General features: G+C 54.8%; 19 protein-coding genes and 1 tRNA gene. 7 read left to right on the top strand and 13 right to left on the bottom strand.

All coding sequences use genetic code 11. The annotated features are described in order from the left end of the window. Positions 1 to 128: 128 nt before the first annotated feature. From GS646_RS14145 to GS646_RS22840, 3 genes are read right to left on the bottom strand one after another with little or no spacing between them, the layout of a single operon-like run. On the bottom strand, positions 129 to 1,457 hold the full coding sequence (locus tag GS646_RS14145; RefSeq protein WP_171647755.1) for a HAMP domain-containing sensor histidine kinase: 1,329 nt from the start codon (positions 1,455 to 1,457) through the stop codon (positions 129 to 131). Next, positions 1,457 to 2,116, bottom strand: a complete 660-nt coding sequence (locus GS646_RS14140; RefSeq protein ID WP_171186512.1) for a response regulator transcription factor — start codon at positions 2,114 to 2,116, stop codon at positions 1,457 to 1,459. The genes GS646_RS14145 and GS646_RS14140 overlap by 1 nt, the downstream gene beginning before the upstream one ends. Positions 2,117 to 2,153: 37 nt before the next feature. After that, positions 2,154 to 2,813, bottom strand: coding sequence for a PepSY domain-containing protein (locus tag GS646_RS22840; protein WP_216600450.1), 660 nt, complete (start codon positions 2,811 to 2,813; stop codon positions 2,154 to 2,156). 192 nt (positions 2,814 to 3,005) lie between these two features. Here GS646_RS22840 and GS646_RS14130 point away from each other — a divergent pair, with 192 nt between their 5' ends. Continuing rightward, positions 3,006 to 4,097, top strand: coding sequence for a hypothetical protein (locus GS646_RS14130; RefSeq protein ID WP_171647757.1), 1,092 nt, complete (start codon positions 3,006 to 3,008; stop codon positions 4,095 to 4,097). Positions 4,098 to 4,328: 231 nt separating this feature from the next. Here GS646_RS14130 and GS646_RS14125 read toward each other — a convergent pair whose 3' ends face one another. The 3 genes from GS646_RS14125 to GS646_RS14115 form a co-directional block, all read right to left on the bottom strand. Next, the gene (locus tag GS646_RS14125) at positions 4,329 to 4,517 is read right to left on the bottom strand and encodes a hypothetical protein (RefSeq protein WP_171186508.1); all 189 of its coding nucleotides are present in this window, start codon (positions 4,515 to 4,517) and stop codon (positions 4,329 to 4,331) included. Between the two features lie 709 nt (positions 4,518 to 5,226). Beyond that, positions 5,227 to 8,367, bottom strand: coding sequence for an efflux RND transporter permease subunit (locus tag GS646_RS14120; protein ID WP_171186506.1), 3,141 nt, complete (start codon positions 8,365 to 8,367; stop codon positions 5,227 to 5,229). Positions 8,368 to 8,371: 4 nt separating this feature from the next. After that, complete coding sequence (locus GS646_RS14115; RefSeq protein WP_171186504.1) at positions 8,372 to 9,472, bottom strand: efflux RND transporter periplasmic adaptor subunit; 1,101 nt, start codon at positions 9,470 to 9,472, stop codon at positions 8,372 to 8,374. Positions 9,473 to 9,880: 408 nt separating this feature from the next. Between GS646_RS14115 and GS646_RS14110 the strand changes: the two genes are divergently transcribed. From GS646_RS14110 to GS646_RS14100, 3 genes are read left to right on the top strand one after another with little or no spacing between them, the layout of a single operon-like run. Beyond that, the gene (locus tag GS646_RS14110) at positions 9,881 to 10,219 is read left to right on the top strand and encodes a hypothetical protein (protein WP_171186502.1); all 339 of its coding nucleotides are present in this window, start codon (positions 9,881 to 9,883) and stop codon (positions 10,217 to 10,219) included. Then, on the top strand, positions 10,212 to 11,438 hold the full coding sequence (locus tag GS646_RS14105; protein ID WP_171186500.1) for an HlyD family secretion protein: 1,227 nt from the start codon (positions 10,212 to 10,214) through the stop codon (positions 11,436 to 11,438). Before GS646_RS14110 ends, GS646_RS14105 begins: the two co-directional genes overlap by 8 nt. Positions 11,439 to 11,469: 31 nt before the next feature. Continuing rightward, positions 11,470 to 11,796 (top strand): potassium channel family protein, encoded by a 327-nt coding sequence (locus GS646_RS14100; protein ID WP_171186498.1) that lies wholly within the window; start codon positions 11,470 to 11,472, stop codon positions 11,794 to 11,796. A gap of 80 nt (positions 11,797 to 11,876) precedes the next feature. Here GS646_RS14100 and GS646_RS14095 read toward each other — a convergent pair whose 3' ends face one another. From GS646_RS14095 to GS646_RS14070, 6 genes are all read right to left on the bottom strand, one after another. Further along, a complete protein-coding gene (locus tag GS646_RS14095; RefSeq protein ID WP_171186496.1) occupies positions 11,877 to 12,311 on the bottom strand; it encodes a cytochrome c in 435 nt (144 codons plus the stop codon). An 11-nt stretch (positions 12,312 to 12,322) separates the two neighbouring features. Further along, positions 12,323 to 13,189 carry a copper resistance D family protein gene (locus tag GS646_RS14090; RefSeq protein WP_171186494.1) on the bottom strand — a complete coding sequence of 289 codons (867 nt, stop codon included), beginning with the start codon at positions 13,187 to 13,189 and terminating at the stop codon, positions 12,323 to 12,325. Between the two features lie 2 nt (positions 13,190 to 13,191). Further along, positions 13,192 to 13,533: a copper resistance CopC family protein gene (locus GS646_RS14085; protein WP_170787091.1), complete on the bottom strand. Its 342-nt coding sequence runs from the start codon at positions 13,531 to 13,533 to the stop codon at positions 13,192 to 13,194. Between the two features lie 10 nt (positions 13,534 to 13,543). Then, positions 13,544 to 13,975, bottom strand: coding sequence for a cytochrome c (locus GS646_RS14080; RefSeq protein WP_170787093.1), 432 nt, complete (start codon positions 13,973 to 13,975; stop codon positions 13,544 to 13,546). A 556-nt stretch (positions 13,976 to 14,531) separates the two neighbouring features. After that, a tRNA-Ala gene (locus GS646_RS14075) sits at positions 14,532 to 14,607 on the bottom strand. A 143-nt stretch (positions 14,608 to 14,750) separates the two neighbouring features. After that, positions 14,751 to 15,077: a TIGR02300 family protein gene (locus GS646_RS14070; protein ID WP_171186475.1), complete on the bottom strand. Its 327-nt coding sequence runs from the start codon at positions 15,075 to 15,077 to the stop codon at positions 14,751 to 14,753. Positions 15,078 to 15,177: 100 nt separating this feature from the next. Between GS646_RS14070 and GS646_RS14065 the strand changes: the two genes are divergently transcribed. The 3 genes from GS646_RS14065 to GS646_RS14055 all read left to right on the top strand — a co-directional run bounded on the left by GS646_RS14065 (position 15,178) and on the right by GS646_RS14055 (position 17,795). Further along, positions 15,178 to 15,873, top strand: a complete 696-nt coding sequence (locus tag GS646_RS14065; protein ID WP_253746610.1) for a M48 family metallopeptidase — start codon at positions 15,178 to 15,180, stop codon at positions 15,871 to 15,873. 30 nt (positions 15,874 to 15,903) lie between these two features. Then, the gene (locus GS646_RS14060; protein ID WP_171091790.1) at positions 15,904 to 16,551 is read left to right on the top strand and encodes a GntR family transcriptional regulator; all 648 of its coding nucleotides are present in this window, start codon (positions 15,904 to 15,906) and stop codon (positions 16,549 to 16,551) included. A 113-nt stretch (positions 16,552 to 16,664) separates the two neighbouring features. Beyond that, complete coding sequence (locus GS646_RS14055) at positions 16,665 to 17,795, top strand: lytic murein transglycosylase (protein WP_171186471.1); 1,131 nt, start codon at positions 16,665 to 16,667, stop codon at positions 17,793 to 17,795. 3 nt (positions 17,796 to 17,798) lie between these two features. On the opposite strand, the gene GS646_RS14050 is transcribed toward GS646_RS14055, so the two are convergent. Then, positions 17,799 to 18,761, bottom strand: a complete 963-nt coding sequence (locus GS646_RS14050) for an acetyl-CoA carboxylase carboxyltransferase subunit alpha (RefSeq protein ID WP_171186468.1) — start codon at positions 18,759 to 18,761, stop codon at positions 17,799 to 17,801. Positions 18,762 to 18,830: the final 69 nt, after the last annotated feature.

The raw sequence follows: 18,830 nt of genomic DNA, 5'->3' as shown, positions 1-18,830 counted from the left end.
TCAGAGATGTTCGCGGCTTGTTGCAACACCGTCAATCATCCCGCGGCTGCGAAACCTGCCTTGCGAGGCTCGGCTCAGCGGCAACCGCACTGCGCCGTGATGCCAGTGGAATAGACAGTGCGCTATTCTCAGGCGGTAATATTCACCTCGCAAGCCAAACCACCTAATCTTCTGGAAGTTCCGAGTTCCAGCTTCCCACCATAGGCCGCCAATAAATCAACAGAAATTGACAGGCCCAAACCAGTTCCCATTACAGAGGTGTCTAAGCGGCTGCCAGAACGAATGGCTTCATCTCGGGCGCTCTCCGGAATACCGGGCCCGTCATCTTCAACGCAAAGTTCGATACCGTTGTCTGTACGCCTTGCAGTAATTTGGAAAGTCGTACGGCTCCACTTAAGGGCATTGTCGAGGAGGTTTCCGATCACTTCCTCAATATCCTGAGGGTCCATGCGGACGTGAAGACCAGCCTCGCAATCCGAAACAAGCGTCTTCCCGTCGCGCTCTGCCATGACCGAGAACAGTCGGGACAGTCGTTCGACCGAATTCGACAAGTCTGTCCTCGAATGCGTTAGCTCTCCGGTGTTTGTTGCGCGCATACGCGCGAGTGAACGGCCAAGTTGCGCGTCAATTCGGGCAAGGGCTTCTTCCGCAGGCTCTGTTTCTACGCCAGCATCTGACAACTCCGACAGCTCGTTTCGTAGGATGGTTGCCGGTGTTTTGAGGGCATGCGCCAAATCCGCAGCTTGCTTTCTTGAGCCGGAGACAATTTCGCGATTTCGATGCAGCAATTGATTGAGATCCTCCACAAGAGGGGAAACCTCACTCGGATAGTCTTCAGGAACCAGATCATCGCCCTGATCCCAACGATGAGCTACATCGGCGCGCAATTTTCTGAGGGGACCGACAATAGCGGACATCAACAAAAGAGAACTGGCCACTCCGATCAAACCCACCAAACCGAAGACCGGTAACAAGTTTCTTTGTGCGGCGCTGCGTTCGTTGATCAACTCGCTTCTGCTTTCGGCGACAGTTACACCCCACTCCGTTCCGTCTTCGAATGTGATCTTTTGATAGGCGCTGCGTAGGGCTTCACCATCTGGACCCGAGGTGTTCCAAATTATTGTTTCGCCACTTGCGCGCGGTGGTTCGGCGATCGTTTCATCGAAAAGCGAGGCAGAAGTATAGATAGCCCCGTTACTGTCCGTTACCTGCCAATACCGTCCCGAGTAGGGCGTGCTATAGGCCGGGTCGAAGATCAACTCGCGCAAGGTTTCTGGGTCATCCGTCGCGACGCTGAGACCAACGACAAGCTGGGTATGGCGGTCCTGCAACGCTCCGTCGAACTGATCCAGAACGCGCGTATTGATGTAGGAAAATACCACCAGCGTGCCGACGCCTACTGACAAAGCACCCGAGGCGATACCTCCGAGTAAGGCCCGTTGGCGCAGCGATAGCATCAGGTAGGATCAATCATGTAACCGCGCCCTCTGACCGTGGTGATCAGATCGGAACCCAGTTTCTTTCGAAGGCGCGTGACGAATACGGCAATGGTGTTGGAATCCCTGTCACCATCATATTCGTAGATGTGTTCGGACAATTCTGTGCGCGACACCATGCGGCCAATGTTATGCGCCAGATAGGTCAGAACCGCGATTTCTTGCGCGGTCAGATCGACCGGTATGCCTCCTACACTGACCCGACCGTTTCGTGTATCCAGTGAAACATCCCCCATTTCTATCACGGGGTTCAACTGGCCGCTTTGTCGCCGCAAAATTGCGCGGACCCGTGCCGCCAATTCCGGCATGTGAAACGGCTTGGTCATATAATCATCCGCACCCGCATCCAGGCCGTCGACACGTTCGCTCCAGCCATCTCTGGCTGTCAGGATTAAGACCGGAGTTTTGACGCCAGCACTGCGCCATTCACGTAATACCGATATACCGTCACGCTCAGGCAGGCCGATGTCGAGGATGATCATGTCGTAAGGCTCAGTTGCCCCCAAATGCAGGGCATCCGAACCATTGTTGGCCACGTCCACGACGTGGCCTTCCGCACCCAAAAGCTTTTTGACTTGCTCGCATAGTTGGGGTTCGTCTTCAGCAAGTAGGATTCGCATATCAGAAGGTTACAGCCAATTCGGGCTCAGCATCACTCTATTTTTTGCCGCCACCATTACCGCCGCCATTACCACCGCCGTTGCCGCCACCATTACCGCCGCTGTTGCCGCCGCCATTACCACCGCCGTTGCCGCCGCCATTACCACCGGCGTTGCCACCACCGTTACCACCGCTGTTGCCGCCACCGTTACCACCGCCGTTGCCGCCGCCGTTACCACCGCCGTTGCCGCCGCCATTACCACCACCGTTGCCGCCACCATTACCACCGCCGTTACCACCCGCGTTGCCACGGTTTCCGCTGTTGCCACGGTTGGCAGAGGCGTTCTGACTGGTGTTGCTATTGGTATTGGTGGAATTTGAGCGCGCGGCCTTGGAAATCTCGCGCCCCACGCTTGAGCGGTTCGAGACGACAGTGCCAGTCCTCGCGTTTACAATGACACTCACGATCTTCCCGCCCGGCTTTTTGACCAGAATGCGGTAATATATTTCGTCCGTTTTAAAAGCACGTGCGTCGACCGGGGTTCCACCGAATGTTTTTTCCACGCCTTTTATGACACGCTTCAGCCGGATTGCGCTTCCAGATAACGTTGCCTTACGCAGCTCAGCTTGTTTGAGTTCGCGTGCGTCTGCCTCCGCCTGTCCTGCGGACATGGCGGTCAAAAAAGCCGCAACCAACAAAAACACTTTGGCCTGCATAGGTCTCTCACACTCTTTCCAACAAGACTACATGGCCGGAGGTGAACCGATGATGAACAACCAGTTAGCGCTGCGTTCAAGCCCCCTCAAGTCAAATGCTGGTAACGAGCGGCGATTCGAATTCGCTTCGACCCGATTGAACGCGACGGCCAGCTTCAGCGAACCGCTGTCGCAACGCCTGAGGAGATTGACATGAAAACAACCACTTGCGGATTAATCAGAGCCTCCACAATTGCCATTGCTTTGCTGGGATCAACGGCCATAGTTGCCACTGTCGCAACTCCTGATTTTGCTTATGCCAAGGAAGGTAAGGGAAATGGTGGTGGAAATGGCAACGGCGGCGGTAAAGGTGGCGGCAACGGCGGTGGCAAAGGTGGCGGCAATGGCGGCGGCAATGGAAACGGCGCCAAAGGGGACAGCGGAGATAGCAGCTCGGCCGGAAACAGTAGCCGCGGGAAAGGAGCCGACAAGAACCGCAGTGGTTCAAAGGCCGGGAAATCCGGGCATGGCACTTCAAAGTCTCAGTCGGCTCAGTCCGGTCAAAGAAAAGGTGGCGGATTTTCACTGAAAGGCCTGTTCAGTGGCAAAGGGAACGCGCGCAAATCGACGTCCACTTCGAATAAAACCACAACAACCCGAACACAAAACAGCAAGACCGCCCACCGGTCCAAGACTGTCGAAGAGTCTATACGTCCAGTTACCCGTCCCAGGGGCAATCGTATTGCGGAAGAACTTGAAGCGCATCCATCTGAACTCGGCGCGCTGAATGCAGCAAACGCAAGTCCAACTGCGCTGGCCAATGCCTCTCCGAATTCCCGAGTTGGTAAAATTGCCGCTTATCGGGATACGGTGCTAGCCGGGGAACCGCTGCGTGAGGACCTGGCAGAAGCGTTGGAGGAACTTGAAGGTTTGGAACCGCCGGAGCGGACCTTAACCGAGATCGAGAATGATCTGGAAGGCGCATTGCGTGATGTTCAGGACAATCGGGACAAAGTTGAAGAGCTTGAACAGGCACTGGAAGACGCTGGCGGCATGGACCCGGACATCGAAGCTGAGCTGGAAGAGGCAAAGGCTGACCTGGATAGCTCCATTGATGCCGCCGAAGAACTGAATGACGAGAAACAAGCGGCCATCGATTACAACGATGCCGTCGAAGACGTGGAAGATCTGACAGAACGCGTCGAAGAGCAAAACCTGGCTGAACGAGAAGCCCTGGAAGCTGCGGCGAACAAGCCCGTCACGGATACAGTTGAAGAGAAAGTCAAATCGCTTTTGGACCTGTAGTCCAAAGCGCGACAAGAACGCGATCACTGTGGGATGCAGTGAAAGACGGGTCAGGCGCTTTCGGGAATTCGAAGCGCCTGACCCAAGTTGGTTGGTCCATCAACGTTGGCTCCTGAACATCGTGGTGTTGAGCAAAAAGTAATCCCGCCCCAAGCCGGGGCGGGATGTAGATTACAATTCCCTATTTTAGGACAAATATCGAGAATTGTTCGTGGGTCTGCTTACTTGCCTTCAGACGTTGCTATGCGCCTCGGATAGCCGTTTGTTTTTTATGATCTCTGTCAGTGCATTTTCGATAGGAGGGAAGCGACCATTGCTCGATTTCATCGTGGTTTGCAGACGCTCTTCAGCAGATTTACCGGAGGTCCGCATCGCAGCTGTTGTGCTGCGGTCTTCAGTCACAAAGGCAGGCTTGATCATGCTATTCCCCATGTTTCCACCAAACGAATTGCGTTTCGTTTGATTTGACCTGATTACAATGACTCAGATTGGTTGAACGCACAGAGAATACATTGTTCATGTTCTGTTAATGTTGTTCACGAAACAAAAACAAAAGAATTTTTATTGAGTGACATTTCTATTGCACGATTCCGATTTTGTGGTTTGGAAGGTCGGTTTATGAAAACATCGTGCCAAGTGAACCACCGTTTCGTAGTAAATGACGCTGGTCGTTGCCAATGCGCTAAAGCCCGACGGAGAGGTTAGCCGCGATATGAAGCTAAGGCTGGCAAGAAAAGGAAAACGCCTAAGGAATTATGGCGTCGTTATTCATCATGCTGACCGCACAGATTGCGAGTGTGAGTATTAACGCTTAACCTCATAAGCTTAGACAAGTTGTCGATACATACACAAAAATGCAGTCATTTCTTATGAAATCTAAATCCGGAAATAGCGCACCGCGATTGGCCAAGATATCAGTTCCACTCGTGCCGCGTGACCAAGCCAAACGATACCGGTTTGGGAATTACATTTGCGATGCGCATGTTCGTATCAACAATCCTAGCTGATATAGCCTGGGGAGAAACGGCTAATATGTGCTTGCCGGAGATTTTTTGCCAGGTGGGCAGAGAGACATACGAGCTTTTTGTGATAACTGCGGTCTGTCACTAAAGTTGCAAGTGCCCTTAGCTTAAAGGGCACTCGAGTCACCAGCCATTTTCTCTTTGCCGTGCACCTTTTCCCTGAACCGCTGCGCAATGATGTAGAGGGACGGGATAACAAATATACCGACAAGGGCGGCGGTGATCATCCCTCCGAAAACCGGCGTACCGACGCCGCGACGGGCGAGCATTGAGGCTCCATCTGCCACCACAAGCGGATATAGCCCCGCGATGAAGGCAAAGCTGGTCATCATGACCGCCCGGAAACGCGCGCGGGCACCCTGAATGGCAGCATCCACTGCGCTCAGACCAGTCCGATAACGGTCCATTGCAAATTCAACGATCAAAATTGCGTTCTTTGCAGCAAGCGCAATCAGAACAACCAGTCCGATCTGGGCGTAAAGGTTGTTCTGGAGACCCAGCAACAACAGCGCGCCCAATGCACCGCAGACTGCAAAGGTGACTGAGAACAGAACCGCAAGCGGTATCGTCCAGCTCTCGTACAGCGCGACAAGAAAGAGGTAGGCAAACAGCAATGCAAGCCCCAGAACGATGGGTGTTTTCCCAGCTGCCTCAATCTCTTGCTGCGCTGTGCCTGTCCAATCGTAGCTATACCCCTCGGGCAGGGTTTTGGCGGCAATTTCCTGCATCGCGGCGATGGCCTCGCCCGTTGACGTACCAGGTGCTGGCCCGCCGTTGATGGTGACAGCCTGAAAGTTGTTGTAGCGGGTCACCATTTGCGGACCCAATACAAGGTCTACATCGGCCACGGCGCGTACAGGTACCATATCTCCGTCGCTGTTTCGTACATGAATGCGGGCAATATCCCCGACATTCGCCCGGTATTTCTCATCAGCTTGCAGATTGACCTGCCACGTCCGGCCAAAGAGGTTCATGTCGTTCACATGATATCCGCCCAGCGTAACCTGCAAGGCCCGGAACAGGTCATCCACATCCACACCAAGTGTCTGTAGCTTTTTACGATCGAGGTCGAGGTTCAGCTTCGGCGATTGTGCAGAGAATGTCGTGTAGACACCGGCCAGTCGGGGATCTGCGTTGGCGGTTGTGACCAGTCCTTTAGCTGCCGCGCTGAGATCCTGAACACTGCCACCATGCAGGTCCAGAAGCTCGAATTCAAACCCGGCACCCGTGCCAAGGCCAAGGATCGGCGGCAGGTTGAACGGAAAGGCGATGGCGTCTTCCAAACCAGCGAATTCGCGCCGAACATGTCTGATCGAGGCTTTGACGGACAAGGCAGGATCAGTGCGGTCTTCGAACGGTTGCATGATTGCAATGCCAAATCCGCTGTTCGATTTGTTCAGGCCATCGACAAAGCTGAAGCCCGTGACCGTCATGACATCCTGCACCCCGGGTGCCGCTTTCATGATGGTTTCGACGTCTTCCATCACTTTGGTTGTACGGTTGATCGAAGACCCTTCGGGTAGCGCCACCTCAACAAAAAAAGCCCCTTGGTCTTCGACCGGCAGAAAGCCTGAAGGTGCGGTTTTGAACAGCCAGCCTGCGCCGAAAAGGGCAAAGCCAAGCAGCAGCACAGCCAGAATTGCGCGACGGGCCAGAATTGTGACCACATAAGCATACCCCTCGCGCGCGTTGTCGATACGGCGCGAGATCCAGGCGAGCGGGCCACGTTTGGGGCCGCTTTCCGGACGCAACAGTACAGCACACAAGGCGGGGCTCAGCGTCAGTGCGTTCAGTGCAGAAATCAGCATCGAGAATGATACGGCAACCGCGAATTGCTGAAACATCGTTCCTGTAATGCCGGGTATGAAAGCAACGGGCACAAACACCGACAGCAGCACACAGGTTATCGCCAGAATTGGGGCAGTAATCTGTTTCATGGCTTCGCCAGTGGCGTCGGCCACGGACATCTCGGGGTTTTCACCCATAACCTTTTCGACGTTTTCGATCACGACGATCGCATCGTCCACAACGATGCCGATCGCAAGCACCAGCGCCAACAATGAAACTGTATTGAGCGAGAACCCAAGTGCCAGAATGAATGTCAGGGCACCCACAAGCGAAACCGGTACGGCGATAAGCGGGATCAGGGCCATCCTCAGGCTGCCCAAAAACAAAAAGACAACGATAACGACCAGGCCAAACGCCTGTATCAGTGTTTTCACAACTTCATCGATACTCGCCCGGACAAAGGTAACCGAATTGTAGGGAACGCTCCATTTGACCCCATCGGGGAAGGCGCTTTGCAGCCCTGTCAGCGCATCGTTGATGCCCTTTGAAGTGTCCAAGGCATTTGCCCCCGGCTCAAGGTAGACACCGATCATCGCTGCTGGTTTGTTGTCAAAGGAGGCAAAGGAATCCCGTGTTTTTGCGCCAAGCTCGACCCGTGCGATATCGCTGACAAGAACGAAGGAACCGTCTGGAAGGGCACGCACGACAACATTCTCGAATTCATCAATGCTGCTCAATCGACCCTGAGTCTGGATATTCAGCTGAAAGGTCGGATCATTTGCCATAGGCTGCGCGCCGACACGTCCCACCGCGGCCTGAACATTCTGAGCATCAAGCGCCGCGATCACATCGTCAACCGTCACGGAAAGACTGGTCATTTTGTCGATGTCGAGCCAGATCCGCATCGAATAATCCAACGCCCCGAAGAGGGTGGCATCCCCCACGCCGGGTGACCTTTTGATGCTGTCGAGCACGTTGATTGTCGCGAAATTCGACAGGAAAAGATCGTCATTCTTCGGATCGTCCGACGTTATGGCGACGACCTGCAGCAACGCCGACGATTTCTTTTTGGTGTTTACACCTGCGCGCGTTACTTCTTCGGGCAATGCGGACATCGCCAAACTGACACGGTTTTGCACGTTGACCGCGTTGATATCGGGATCGGTCCCAGGCTCGAATGTGACCTGCAGGTTATAGCTGCCATCCGCACCGCTTGTGGATTTCATATAGAGCATGTCGCTGACGCCGATCACCTGTTCTTCGATGATCTGGGCAACCGTCGACTCGACAACTTCGGCTCCGGCTCCGGGGTAACTGGTTGTTACCTGAACCTGAGGCGGAACAATGTCGGGAAGTTGTTCCACCGGCAGCTGCGTAATTGAAATCAGACCAGCCAGCGTGATCACGACCGAAATGACGATTGCAAACCGGGGGCGGCGGATAAACAGTTGTGAGATCATGAGATCAGTTTCCACCATCCGTTGATGAGGTGTTTTTGGGTGTCGAAACACTCACCTCGACACCGGCGTGGACCTTCTGCAGGCCATCGGTGATGACCTGATCGCCTTCGCTTAGACCACTTGAAACGACAGCTTCGGTCCCTTCGACCCGATCCAGTTGAATTTGCGTTTTCTTGGCTTTTGCGTCGCTTCCGACCGTGAACACAAAGTAACCAGACTGATCTTTTTGCAAGGCTTTGGCAGGGATCACCAGCGATTTTTCCTGTGAAGGATCGGTAACGACGACCCGCACCAGTTGGTTATCTATCAGTGCCCCATCCGGATTTGGAAAAGACCCACGGACCAGAACAGAATCCGTTCCAGATTGCACCTCGGTATCAATCACGTCGATGCTGCCCGTTTGTCCATAGGTCGTGCCATCGGCAAGAACGAGCTGCAGGTTCAGTGGTTCGGAGGCCGACGCTTTGGCGCGGCGCGAGCGAAATTCAAGCAATTCCGCTTCGGTCACCGGAAAGGTTACATGAATGGGGTCGACACTGGACAGCGACAGCAGTGCTCCGCCTTCGGGGCTGACAAATGCTCCAACGGAAAGATCTGTCAGTCCTACACGGCCGTCAAAGGGCGCGGCTATCTTGGTGTAAGACAGGTTAAGCTGAGCGTTCTGCAGGCTGCCTTGCAATTCAAGAATTTGCCCATCCGCCTGGCCTTGCTGCGCCTCTGCTTTCTGAACGACCGCTTGCGGAGTGTCACCTTTGGCAAGGAGCTTTTGTTGCCGATCAAGCTCGATATCGGCAAGCTTTTTTGCCGCCTGTGCAGCTTGGATCTGACCCTGAATTTCTGTGACCGCTGCCTCGTAAGAATCCGGTTCGATCTCGATCAGGACATCCGCTGCTTTGACGGCTGAGCCGTCCTTGAAATTGATTGATTTCACAAACCCTGGCACCCGCGCAATCAGGTCGACACGATTCACCGCTTCGACCCGGCCAGTGAAGATCTCGGTCAGCGACACCGGTTTCAATTGTGTCGCCGTCACGGAAACTTTAGGCTTCGTTTCGCTGTCCTGCGCAATCACATGAGAGGGATACAGACCGATGTGTAGAATCATTGCGGCGGTTAACAGCCTTAATAACATGGATCATCCTATAGAAGAGTTGCGTCTGTGGGCTCGTTGAAGCCACGGTAACGAAATGCAGTAGAAAATCCAGCAATTGAAACAAAGCATTTTGCCTCGCAACTCAACCGCTTGGATGCCTTTACCAATTAAGCAAAGTGGCTGGGTTTCAAATTACTTTTGCTAATATGTTGAGACCGTTGCGCAACCTATGAGTTCAACAGGTCTTTGATCCTGCGGGTGTTGATCAAGTATTCTCTAATGAGATTTCCGAGAGCGCAGGTAAACCTTCGAGCATTTCCACGGCATGAAAGCCTGAAACAAGATGCCTCGACCAGATTGGTTTTTTTGATTTCAATCAGTTATATTTGAATGTGATCATTTGAAGGCGGGGTGGGACAGGTGAACAGTTCTATTTCTGACGAGGCGATGGCGAGGCTCCCATTATGGGTGACACCTCCGGGGGAGACAGACGGTTTTCTTATCGTTGTTGGGTTGGTTCTCGTCATGGTGCTGCTGGGTTTTGGTGCACTCTACTTTACCGTACAGGCCATTCCCGACCGCATGGCAGCAGGTGCTCATAAGGTCCAAATGCAGTTGGTCGGTGTGCTTGGGTTGATCTCTCTCTTCACCCTGAACAACGCCTTTTGGATCGCGGCAATTCTGATCGCCGCCGTGCCGTTGCATGAAATCTTTCCACTTAAGACCGAAGTAGACGTCTCGGAGAGCGACGATGCTTGAGTTGGTCTTCTCTGCGCTGATCACAATCGTCCCGGATTATTTGTATCGCCGTTACAAACAGGGCAAGCGGTGGGGCCGCGAAATAACCCTGTTCAACGTCTGGTATGAGTTGCGGTGGGGTTTGACCGCCTGTGCAATACTGGCTGTGACGCTGATCACGGTGATCTTCTATTTCCATCCCTCAACGCGGAATGTCTCTGCTGCGTTTCGCACGGTTACCATTCTCTCGGATCGCGCGGGGCGGGTCGCGGAAGTCTACGTTGCCAATAATGACGACGTGAATGCTGGTGAGGCCATTTTCCGATTGGACACCACACGGCAGGAGGCAGCAGCGGAAACGGCTCAGCGTCGTATTGAAGAGATTGAGGCGGCATTGGGCCTAACTGCAACGGAAGTCGCGAGCGCTACCGCGCAGGTCGAGGCAACAGAGGCCGATCTTGCTCAGGCAACGAGCGATTTGGAGCGGCGTCTGGAGCTTGCAGAACGAAACAACACCGTTGTCAGTGAGCAAGAACTGGAACGTTTGCAAACAGCAGTATCCGGTGCGGAGAGTCAGCGCGCGTCCGCTATTGCCGCGCTGGATGGCGCCAAATTGCGCCAGACCACTCTTTTGCCTGCCCAGCTTGAAACTGCACGTGCGGTTTTGAGAGAGGCCGAGAACGAGATATCAAAATCCACCGTGTTTGCCGAGGTGGACGGAACGGTAACGCAGTTTCTCCTAAAGCCCGGTGACATCGTTAATCCAATTCTACGCCCTGCCGGAATTTTGGTGCCCGAGGTCACGGGGCAGGGGCGTTTTATTGCGGCTTTCGGTCAGATTTCTGCCAGTGTGCTAAAGCCGGGTATGCTGGTGGAAATTACCTGTGCGTCTAAACCGTTAACAATAGTCCCAATGGTTGTGGACGACGTGCAGGACGCGATTGCTGCAGGGCAATTCCGACCGGGGGATGCGTTGCTGGATCAGCAGGATCGAGCGCGACCCGGTACAGTTACAGCGTTCCTAGCACCAGTTTTCCCACAGCATCTTGAGAGCATTCCGCCCGGTAGCGCGTGCGTTGGAGTTGCTTATACGAGCCGAGCAAAGGAAATCGACGCCGGTGAGATCACGGGCCTGTCTGCTTTCATCGCAAGGATTGTGGATGGCATGGGTATAGCAAATGCAATTGTCTTGCGTGCACAGGCCATTCTGCTCCCGGTTAAGACATTGGTATTCAACTAGGCCCTGAAAGGCGGAGAGGTAGAGTTTCGCTATGGGTTGCGACGCCATCTATATTTGCACGTTTCTGTCGGTTTTCATTTACGACCTGATCTACCTGTCACCGATACTTGTGTTTTTATTGGTGCTGGTTTGCATGCTAGGGGTATCGATTGGTCGGATCGAAGGCTGGTCCACGGGATCGAGCCTCTACCATGCCTTCATTAACGCAACTACGGTTGGCTACGGCGACATTAAGCCGGAAAAGTCCGCGAGCCGGGCTTTGGCTGTTATGAACGCATTTGTTGGGCTGATCTTTGTCGGAATTATTGTCGGCATAGGCGTCCATGCCGTTGAGACCGCGATGACAGCTGAGTTCTAACTTAAAAAGCTGAATCAGTCAGTTGAGATTGCTCAACCGTGCATTGCGGTTAGCCTAAGGTAGCGAGAAGCTACAGTCTTCTACTGGTGCGGCAGGTTGCGGCTGGCTTGCATTTGCTGAACTTCGTCGGGCCAAGTGGAGCGTATGTAGGCCAGCACGTCCCATATGCCTTCGTCAGTCAGGGTGCTTTCAAAGCCGGGCATGCCACTGTTAAAGTCTTTAACACCGCGTGCTGCCAACGCTTCTGCCCCACCTAGTTTGGTGTACTCGAACAGTAGCTGGTTATCATGGTGCCATGTGTGCCCTGTCACGTCATGTGGTGGAGCAGGCAACACTCCGTCATCGTCGGGTGTCTGCCAGTTGGGTTGGCCTTCCAGATTAACTCCATGGCATGAGGCGCAGTGCTCAGCATAGAGTTCATGCCCATTCGCAAGGTCTCTATCTAACAACTCATGGTCTGCAGCGACGCTGGTACCAATGCAGCATATAGCAAGTGCGGAAAGGTGTTTTTTCATCTCTGCCTACCTTAACTCGGAAGCGTTAGTACGCTCGTGAGTGTGGCTGTTGTCGCCAAAACCACTAATACGACTATTGCCTCCACCTCGATAGATCGGGCGAGGTGTCGCGCTGCTTTAGCATCTCCGCTTTGCATGGACGGAACAAATCGGAGCTTGTTCGCTGCGGCGAGTATCAACAAAAGCCCCACCAGCAACACTTTGAACAACAGTGCCTGCCCGTAGCCAGTGAACAAGAGCCCTTGGAGATTGCCAACAAGCAACCAAGCCATCCAGAGACCTGCCACGATCAAAGTCGGAACAATCAATGCAGCAGCTTGTCCAAACCTGTGCCCCAGTCCAGCAGCATCTGTCAGATGTTCAGGCATGAGAGCCAAACTCCGCAGCGGGCTAAATATGCCCACCCAGAAGGCTACACATAGCAGGTGCAATAGCAGCAAGAGCTGGATGCCAACACTCTCTTGTTCGGGTACGTGCCCGATCTGTGCAAAGGACCACAAAGCCACTGTGCCACCCAACAGTGCGATCCATTGACCAAAGCGAGGAATAGACAGCCCCACAAGGATCAACACTGCGCCGATAAGGCGGTAGACAAAGGCGTCTCCCACGGATGTCTGCCAAAGCAGACCAAGCATTTCTGGATCGACCATGCCGTCAACTCCGCCTGTTAAGGCGGCTCCACGAAGCAGGAAACCAACAACCGTTGCGGCGAGAGCAAGCCACGCTAAGGCTCTAGCTTGGCGTTTTATCCCGAGGCTTATCGGTGCGACAAAGCCGGAATAGAGGTAACTAACAATCACAAGCCCGGTGGACCCCGCAAAGCCGATGTAGAGCCCTAGCTTTGCGAGGATCGAGGCAATACCCCAAATGTCTGGCATGCTCATTCCACGGTAAAGGAAAACTCACCTTGCATCGCATGGCCGTCTTCACCTAAACCACGCCATTCGATGACATAGGTGCCCGTTCCATTGCTCGGCAGTGGGATCGTGAACTCCTGACCAAAATTTGTCTGGTCGCCCAAATCCAGGCTTACGGCCAAGTGTTCTTCATGGGCCATCTGTATCCGTGTCAACCGGATATCCTTAGAGAAGTTGAGGCCAATTTCAGCGGGCACAGTGGTTATTGTGGCTCCGTCGGCAGGAGTTGTTTCTTCGATCTTGGAATGCGCGAGTACGCCGCTGGGAAGGGCAGCCATGAGTGCGAGTGTTATGAACTTTTTCATGGTCCTGTCCTCAATTTATCCCGTTGGCACGTTGAATTTCACGAATGTACGCGATCACCATGGCAACGTCACCTCGCGTCAGACCTTCCACGGGCGGCATGTCGCCAAACTGCCAATGGTGGCTTCTCACACCTTGTGAAACTGCCCTCTGAAAGGCTTCATCCGCGTGGTGGCTGGGTTCGTAGATCTTGTGGATCAGAGGCGGTCCTGCGCCTTCCACACCGACCGCATTGACACCATGGCAAGAGGCGCAGGAGACCTCAAAGACACGCTGGCCGATTTCAGCGTTACCCTCGATGGGCGGCATCTGAATTGCGACCATAGCATCGCCTTCAAGTGGTTCCTGTGGTGCGGCCTCTTCGATTGAACCGGGCCGAAGAGTTGTGAAAGCGGCGACAGCAGCGACGGTGCATAGGCCTATTGTTAAGTATCTTTTTTTCATAGATTGGTCCTGACATTCTGTAAGCTGGTAACGCTGCGAGACATTGCGAACAGCCGCACGTGCTTGTCGCTTACGTCCGCAAGGATTTACGCTGCTTCAAACGTCAGGGGGCCTGTACGGGCTATCTGGTTCATTCAGCTTGGCTTGGGCACTATCCTGGAGCTCTAGGTCAATATCACGTTGAACTTGAGCGGGTTCACTGTCTTGAGGGAGCACTACAGTTGCCTGGCAAATAAAGGGATTGCACTCGTCGGTTCCAGAACTCTCCGGGTCATGATGATGACTGTGAGCCGAGACCTCACCGCTGCTCGTTACCAACGCAGAGTGTTCAGAATGTTGCCTATGTTCCTCACAGTGAAGGCCAACGCAACCATTTGATACCGCGTGAGCAACGCCAGCTATGCCGGTCAGGATGACCAGAAAGCTAACCAAAAGCACAAATGGGTATCGCCGGATGACCATGGTGCTGGACGCTACTGCACAGAAGCGTTCATGACAACGCCCAGCACTTCTTGCTAAGGGTTCTAGGTGTAGCGCTTGGTTTTGTGCAGGGTTTTGGTGGAGCCTAGGGGAGTCGAACCCCTGACCTCTTGCATGCCATGCAAGCGCTCTCCCAACTGAGCTAAGGCCCCATCATGGTACCGTCGACACGGTGAGCGGACGTTTATGAGACAGACGCGCCGAGTGCAAGTCCAAAAATGGAAATCACAGCAACTTTCCGTGCCGGCCTAAAGTCAAATGAAAAAGGCGACCCTTGGGGCCGCCTTCTGCTTGATCAGTTGTCGTCTTCCGAGGACATGTCGGTGATGTCGTCCAAAGATACGTCATCGCTATTGTCATCATCGTCGTCCAGCAGATCGTCATCCAGTTCGACATCGACATTATCGTCATCGTCCAGAACCAGATCTTCTTCCGACGCGTTTTCACGCGCTTTGACCGAAGCTGCATCTTCTGCATCCGCCGCGATCATGCGGCTTTTGGATGTTTCAAGCTCCACTATCTCGCCAGTGTAGGGGCTGATGATCGGGTCCTTGTTCAGGTCGTAAAACCGCTTACCGGTTGTCGGGCAAACGCGCTTTACGCCCCATTCTTCCTTGGGCATGTCAATTCCCCTTGATATCAGGTGAGTCGTCTAAATGATTCAGTCCACGTGCCACAGCTGGCGGGTACTGTCAAAGTCTTTGCGCAGGAGGTGTCGCGATATGGGAGAGCACGCATTGCCAGGGACGCCGCCGGTACCATTGAGGCTGCGCAAATCGGCCCGGGCGCGGCGTATCAGTTTGCGTATTTCCCAACTGGATGGGCGGGTTACGTTGACTTACCCGATCGGAGTACCTGAAACAGAGGCCCTTAGTTTTGCACGCACCAAGGAAGAGTGGATCCGGCAGCATTTGCAGGATCGGCCGGATATGGCCCGGGTTCAGTTTGGGCAAACGATCCCAATTGAAGGCATTGATCGGCGAATCGTTCCGGCAACTGGTCGTCGCGTGTTGCTTCAGGCACATGAAGTCGAGGTTCCTGAAGGTGCCGAGGCGCGGCGATTGGCCCGGTTTCTCAAGGAGCTGGCCCGAGACCGTTTGTCCGGTGCGTGTGATGACTATGCTGCGATGCTTGGACGCCCGTATACAACGCTCAGCCTGCGCGACACGCGGTCCCGCTGGGGATCCTGCAGCTCGCACGGTGGCTTGATGTTCTCGTGGCGTCTTATACTGGCACCGCCTGAAGTGTTGCATTACGTGGCGGCCCATGAAGTGGCGCATTTGGCTGAGATGAATCATTCGCGCGCGTTTTGGGAACAGGTCGAGAAGATCTTTGGCCCGTATCAGAAACCTCGCCGCTGGTTGCGCGATAATGGTGCCGAATTGCATCGCTACAGGTTTGACGCTGATCCGAGTTGACCTTGCGCCATTTTGTGATCACATAAGTGGATGATAAGCGCGCGCTCTTCCGAAACCCAAACTGCCACACATGACCGGGTGTACCGGGCTCTGCGATCCAGAATCATGCATGGTGAGATGGCACCGGGTCAGGCTCTGACCTTGCGCGGCATTGGGAAGGAGTTCGGCGTCTCGATGACGCCAGCGCGCGAGGCGGTACGCCGTCTGGCTGCTGAAGGTGCGCTGTTCCTGTCGACCTCGGGCCGCGTTTCGACCCCTGAGCTGACAAATGACCGGATCGAGGAGTTGGCGGCGTTGCGTGCGCTGCTAGAGGTCGAGTTGGCCAGCCGGGCATTGCCTCGCGCGCATATCGCACTGATTGATAGGTTGCAGAGCATCAATATGACCGTTGCTGAAATGGTGACCAAGCGGGATGCGGTTGGCTATATTCGGTCGAATCTGGAGTTTCACCGCACATTGTATCTGCGCGCACAAGCGCCTGCGATGCTGGCCATTGCTGAAACGGTCTGGTTGCAATTGGGACCAACAATGCGGGCGTTGTATGGGCGTCTACGGCGGACCGAGCCCCCGCATTATCACAAGCTGATCATTGCTGCGCTAAAGGCCGGGGACGAGCCCGGTTTGCGGCTGGCGGTACGCTCGGATGTAACGCAGGGGTTGCGTTTGCTGGTAAGCTGAGCGGCTTCCCGCCGACATCACAATGCTGCCCATTCACGGCATCACGCTTCTGGCTTGTGGGGTTCTGCTGAGGTACGCTTGTGCCAAATCACAAACAAGAGCAGACCCCAACCATGATTACACGCCGTGCCTTTTCTATTTGCCTTGGATCATCGCTATTGGCTGCCTGTTCGGGCGGCAGTGCTCCGTCAAGCGCCCCTGCATCGCGCATGCGGGCGGTTCCAAACGCTGGTTGGGACGCCTGGGTTGCCGGGTTCAAGACCCGCGCGTCTTCGCAAGGAATTTCACAGACCACACTTGATCAGGCATTCCGCGGGGCAGGGTATCTGCCCGACGTAATCGAACGCGACCGCAACCAGGTCGAATTCAAGCGCTCGCTCGAGGATTATCTAGCCATTGCTGCATCGGATGAACGGATTGAAACCGGTCAAAAGATGCTTCGACAGTATAACGGTACCCTGTCGCAGATCGAAGCGCAGTATGGTGTGGACAAGGAAGTTGTCGTGGCCGTGTGGGGTCTGGAAAGTCGCTATGGTGCGCGTCGCGGCGATGTGCCCGTGATCTCAGCCACTTCGACGCTGGCCTATGACGGACGGCGCGGCGCGTTTTTTGAAAAGCAACTGGTCGCGGCGCTGCGCATTCTGCAAGAGGGCGACACAACACCCGCTAACATGACTGGCAGCTGGGCCGGGGCAATGGGGCATACGCAGTTCATTCCGACCTCATACCTTGCCTATGCGGTGGATTTCACCGGTGACGGGCGGCGCGATATCTGGTCCGAAGATCCGACGGACTCGCTGGCTTCTACGGCGTCGTATCTGGCGCGCGCCGGTTGGGTGCGGGGTCAACCTTGGGGTGGAGAAGCTGGGACCGTGTCCGGCACACCCGTCGCTGTGTTGCAACCTCAGACACCGGGGCCTCGTATTGCTGTGTTCCGCAATTTTCAAGTGATCAAGCGCTATAACAACTCGGACAGCTACGCGATTGGTGTGGGCCATCTGGCAGACAGGATCGCAGGTGGCGCGCCGTTTCAGGCCTCGTTCGGACCGGACGCAAATGGTCTGACGTTGGAGGACCGTAAAGAGTTGCAACGCCAGCTGACATCCGCCGGGTATGACACCAAAGGCGCAGATGGGGTGATCGGCAAGAATACCACATCCGCCATCAGCGCTTATCAAAGCGCAAATGGCTTGCCTGTCACGGGTGAACCTTCGATTGGTTTGCTGCGCCGCTTGGGCGGCTGACGGTTACGCCGCCAGCCCTTTTGAACCGATATCCAGGAATTTCTGACGGCGGTCCTGAATCAGGGCCGCTGCATCTTTGCCGTCCAGCTCTTGCAGCATGGCGGTGATGGCCGAGCGTACGGCTTCCACGGCTGCCGGGCGGTTGCGATGCGCGCCGCCTTTAGGCTCGGTGATGATCCGGTCGCACACGCCCAGCTTATAAAGGTCCTGCGCGGTCAGACGCAGCGCTTCGGCCGCTTCGCGCATCTTTTCTGCGTCTTTCCACAAGATCGATGCGCAGCCTTCGGGCGAGATCACCGAATAGACCGAGTGTTCCAACATTGCGACGCGGTTTGCTGTCGCAAAGGCCACAGCGCCGCCTGACCCACCTTCACCAATGATGACCGAGACCAAAGGCACGCCGATCTTCAGGCACATCTCAGTCGAACGCGCGATGGCTTCTGACTGGCCACGTTCCTCGGCCCCTTTGCCGGGGTAGGCGCCGGCAGTATCGATCAAGGTGATGACCGGCAGTCCAAAACGTCCGGCCATCTCCATCAGGCGAACGGCCTTGCGATACCCTTCTGGTCGGGCCATGCCAAAATTACGCTCAATCCGCGATTTGGTGTCCGAGCCTTTTTCGTGTCCAATCACCATCACCGGCTGATCGTTGAATCGTGCCAGGCCACCAATCACGGCCAGATCGTCGGCGAAGTTGCGGTCTCCTGCCAGCGGTGTGAATTCAGTGAACAGCGCATCCACATAGTCGTTGCAATGCGGACGTTCCGGATGACGCGCCACCTGGCATTTCCGCCAGGGGGTCAGATCGGCATAAAGCTCGTCCAGCAACTTGGAGGCTTTGGTGTCCAAAGCGGCCGCTTCTTCGGCCACGTCCATTTCTTCGTTTGCGCGGGCCAGCGCGCGCAGCTCTTCAGCTTTGCCTTCGATCTCGGCCAGCGGTTTTTCGAAATCCAGATACTGGGTCATGACGCCTCTCAACGCGGAAGTTCTTTGCTATATGACCTGACGTTCGCCGGGATGCAACTCAGCAAGATT

It is taken from the genome of Ruegeria sp. HKCCD4315 (assembly GCF_013112245.1).
In the GTDB taxonomy this organism is placed as follows: domain Bacteria; phylum Pseudomonadota; class Alphaproteobacteria; order Rhodobacterales; family Rhodobacteraceae; genus Ruegeria.
This window is presented reverse-complemented; position numbering and strand designations above follow the sequence as displayed.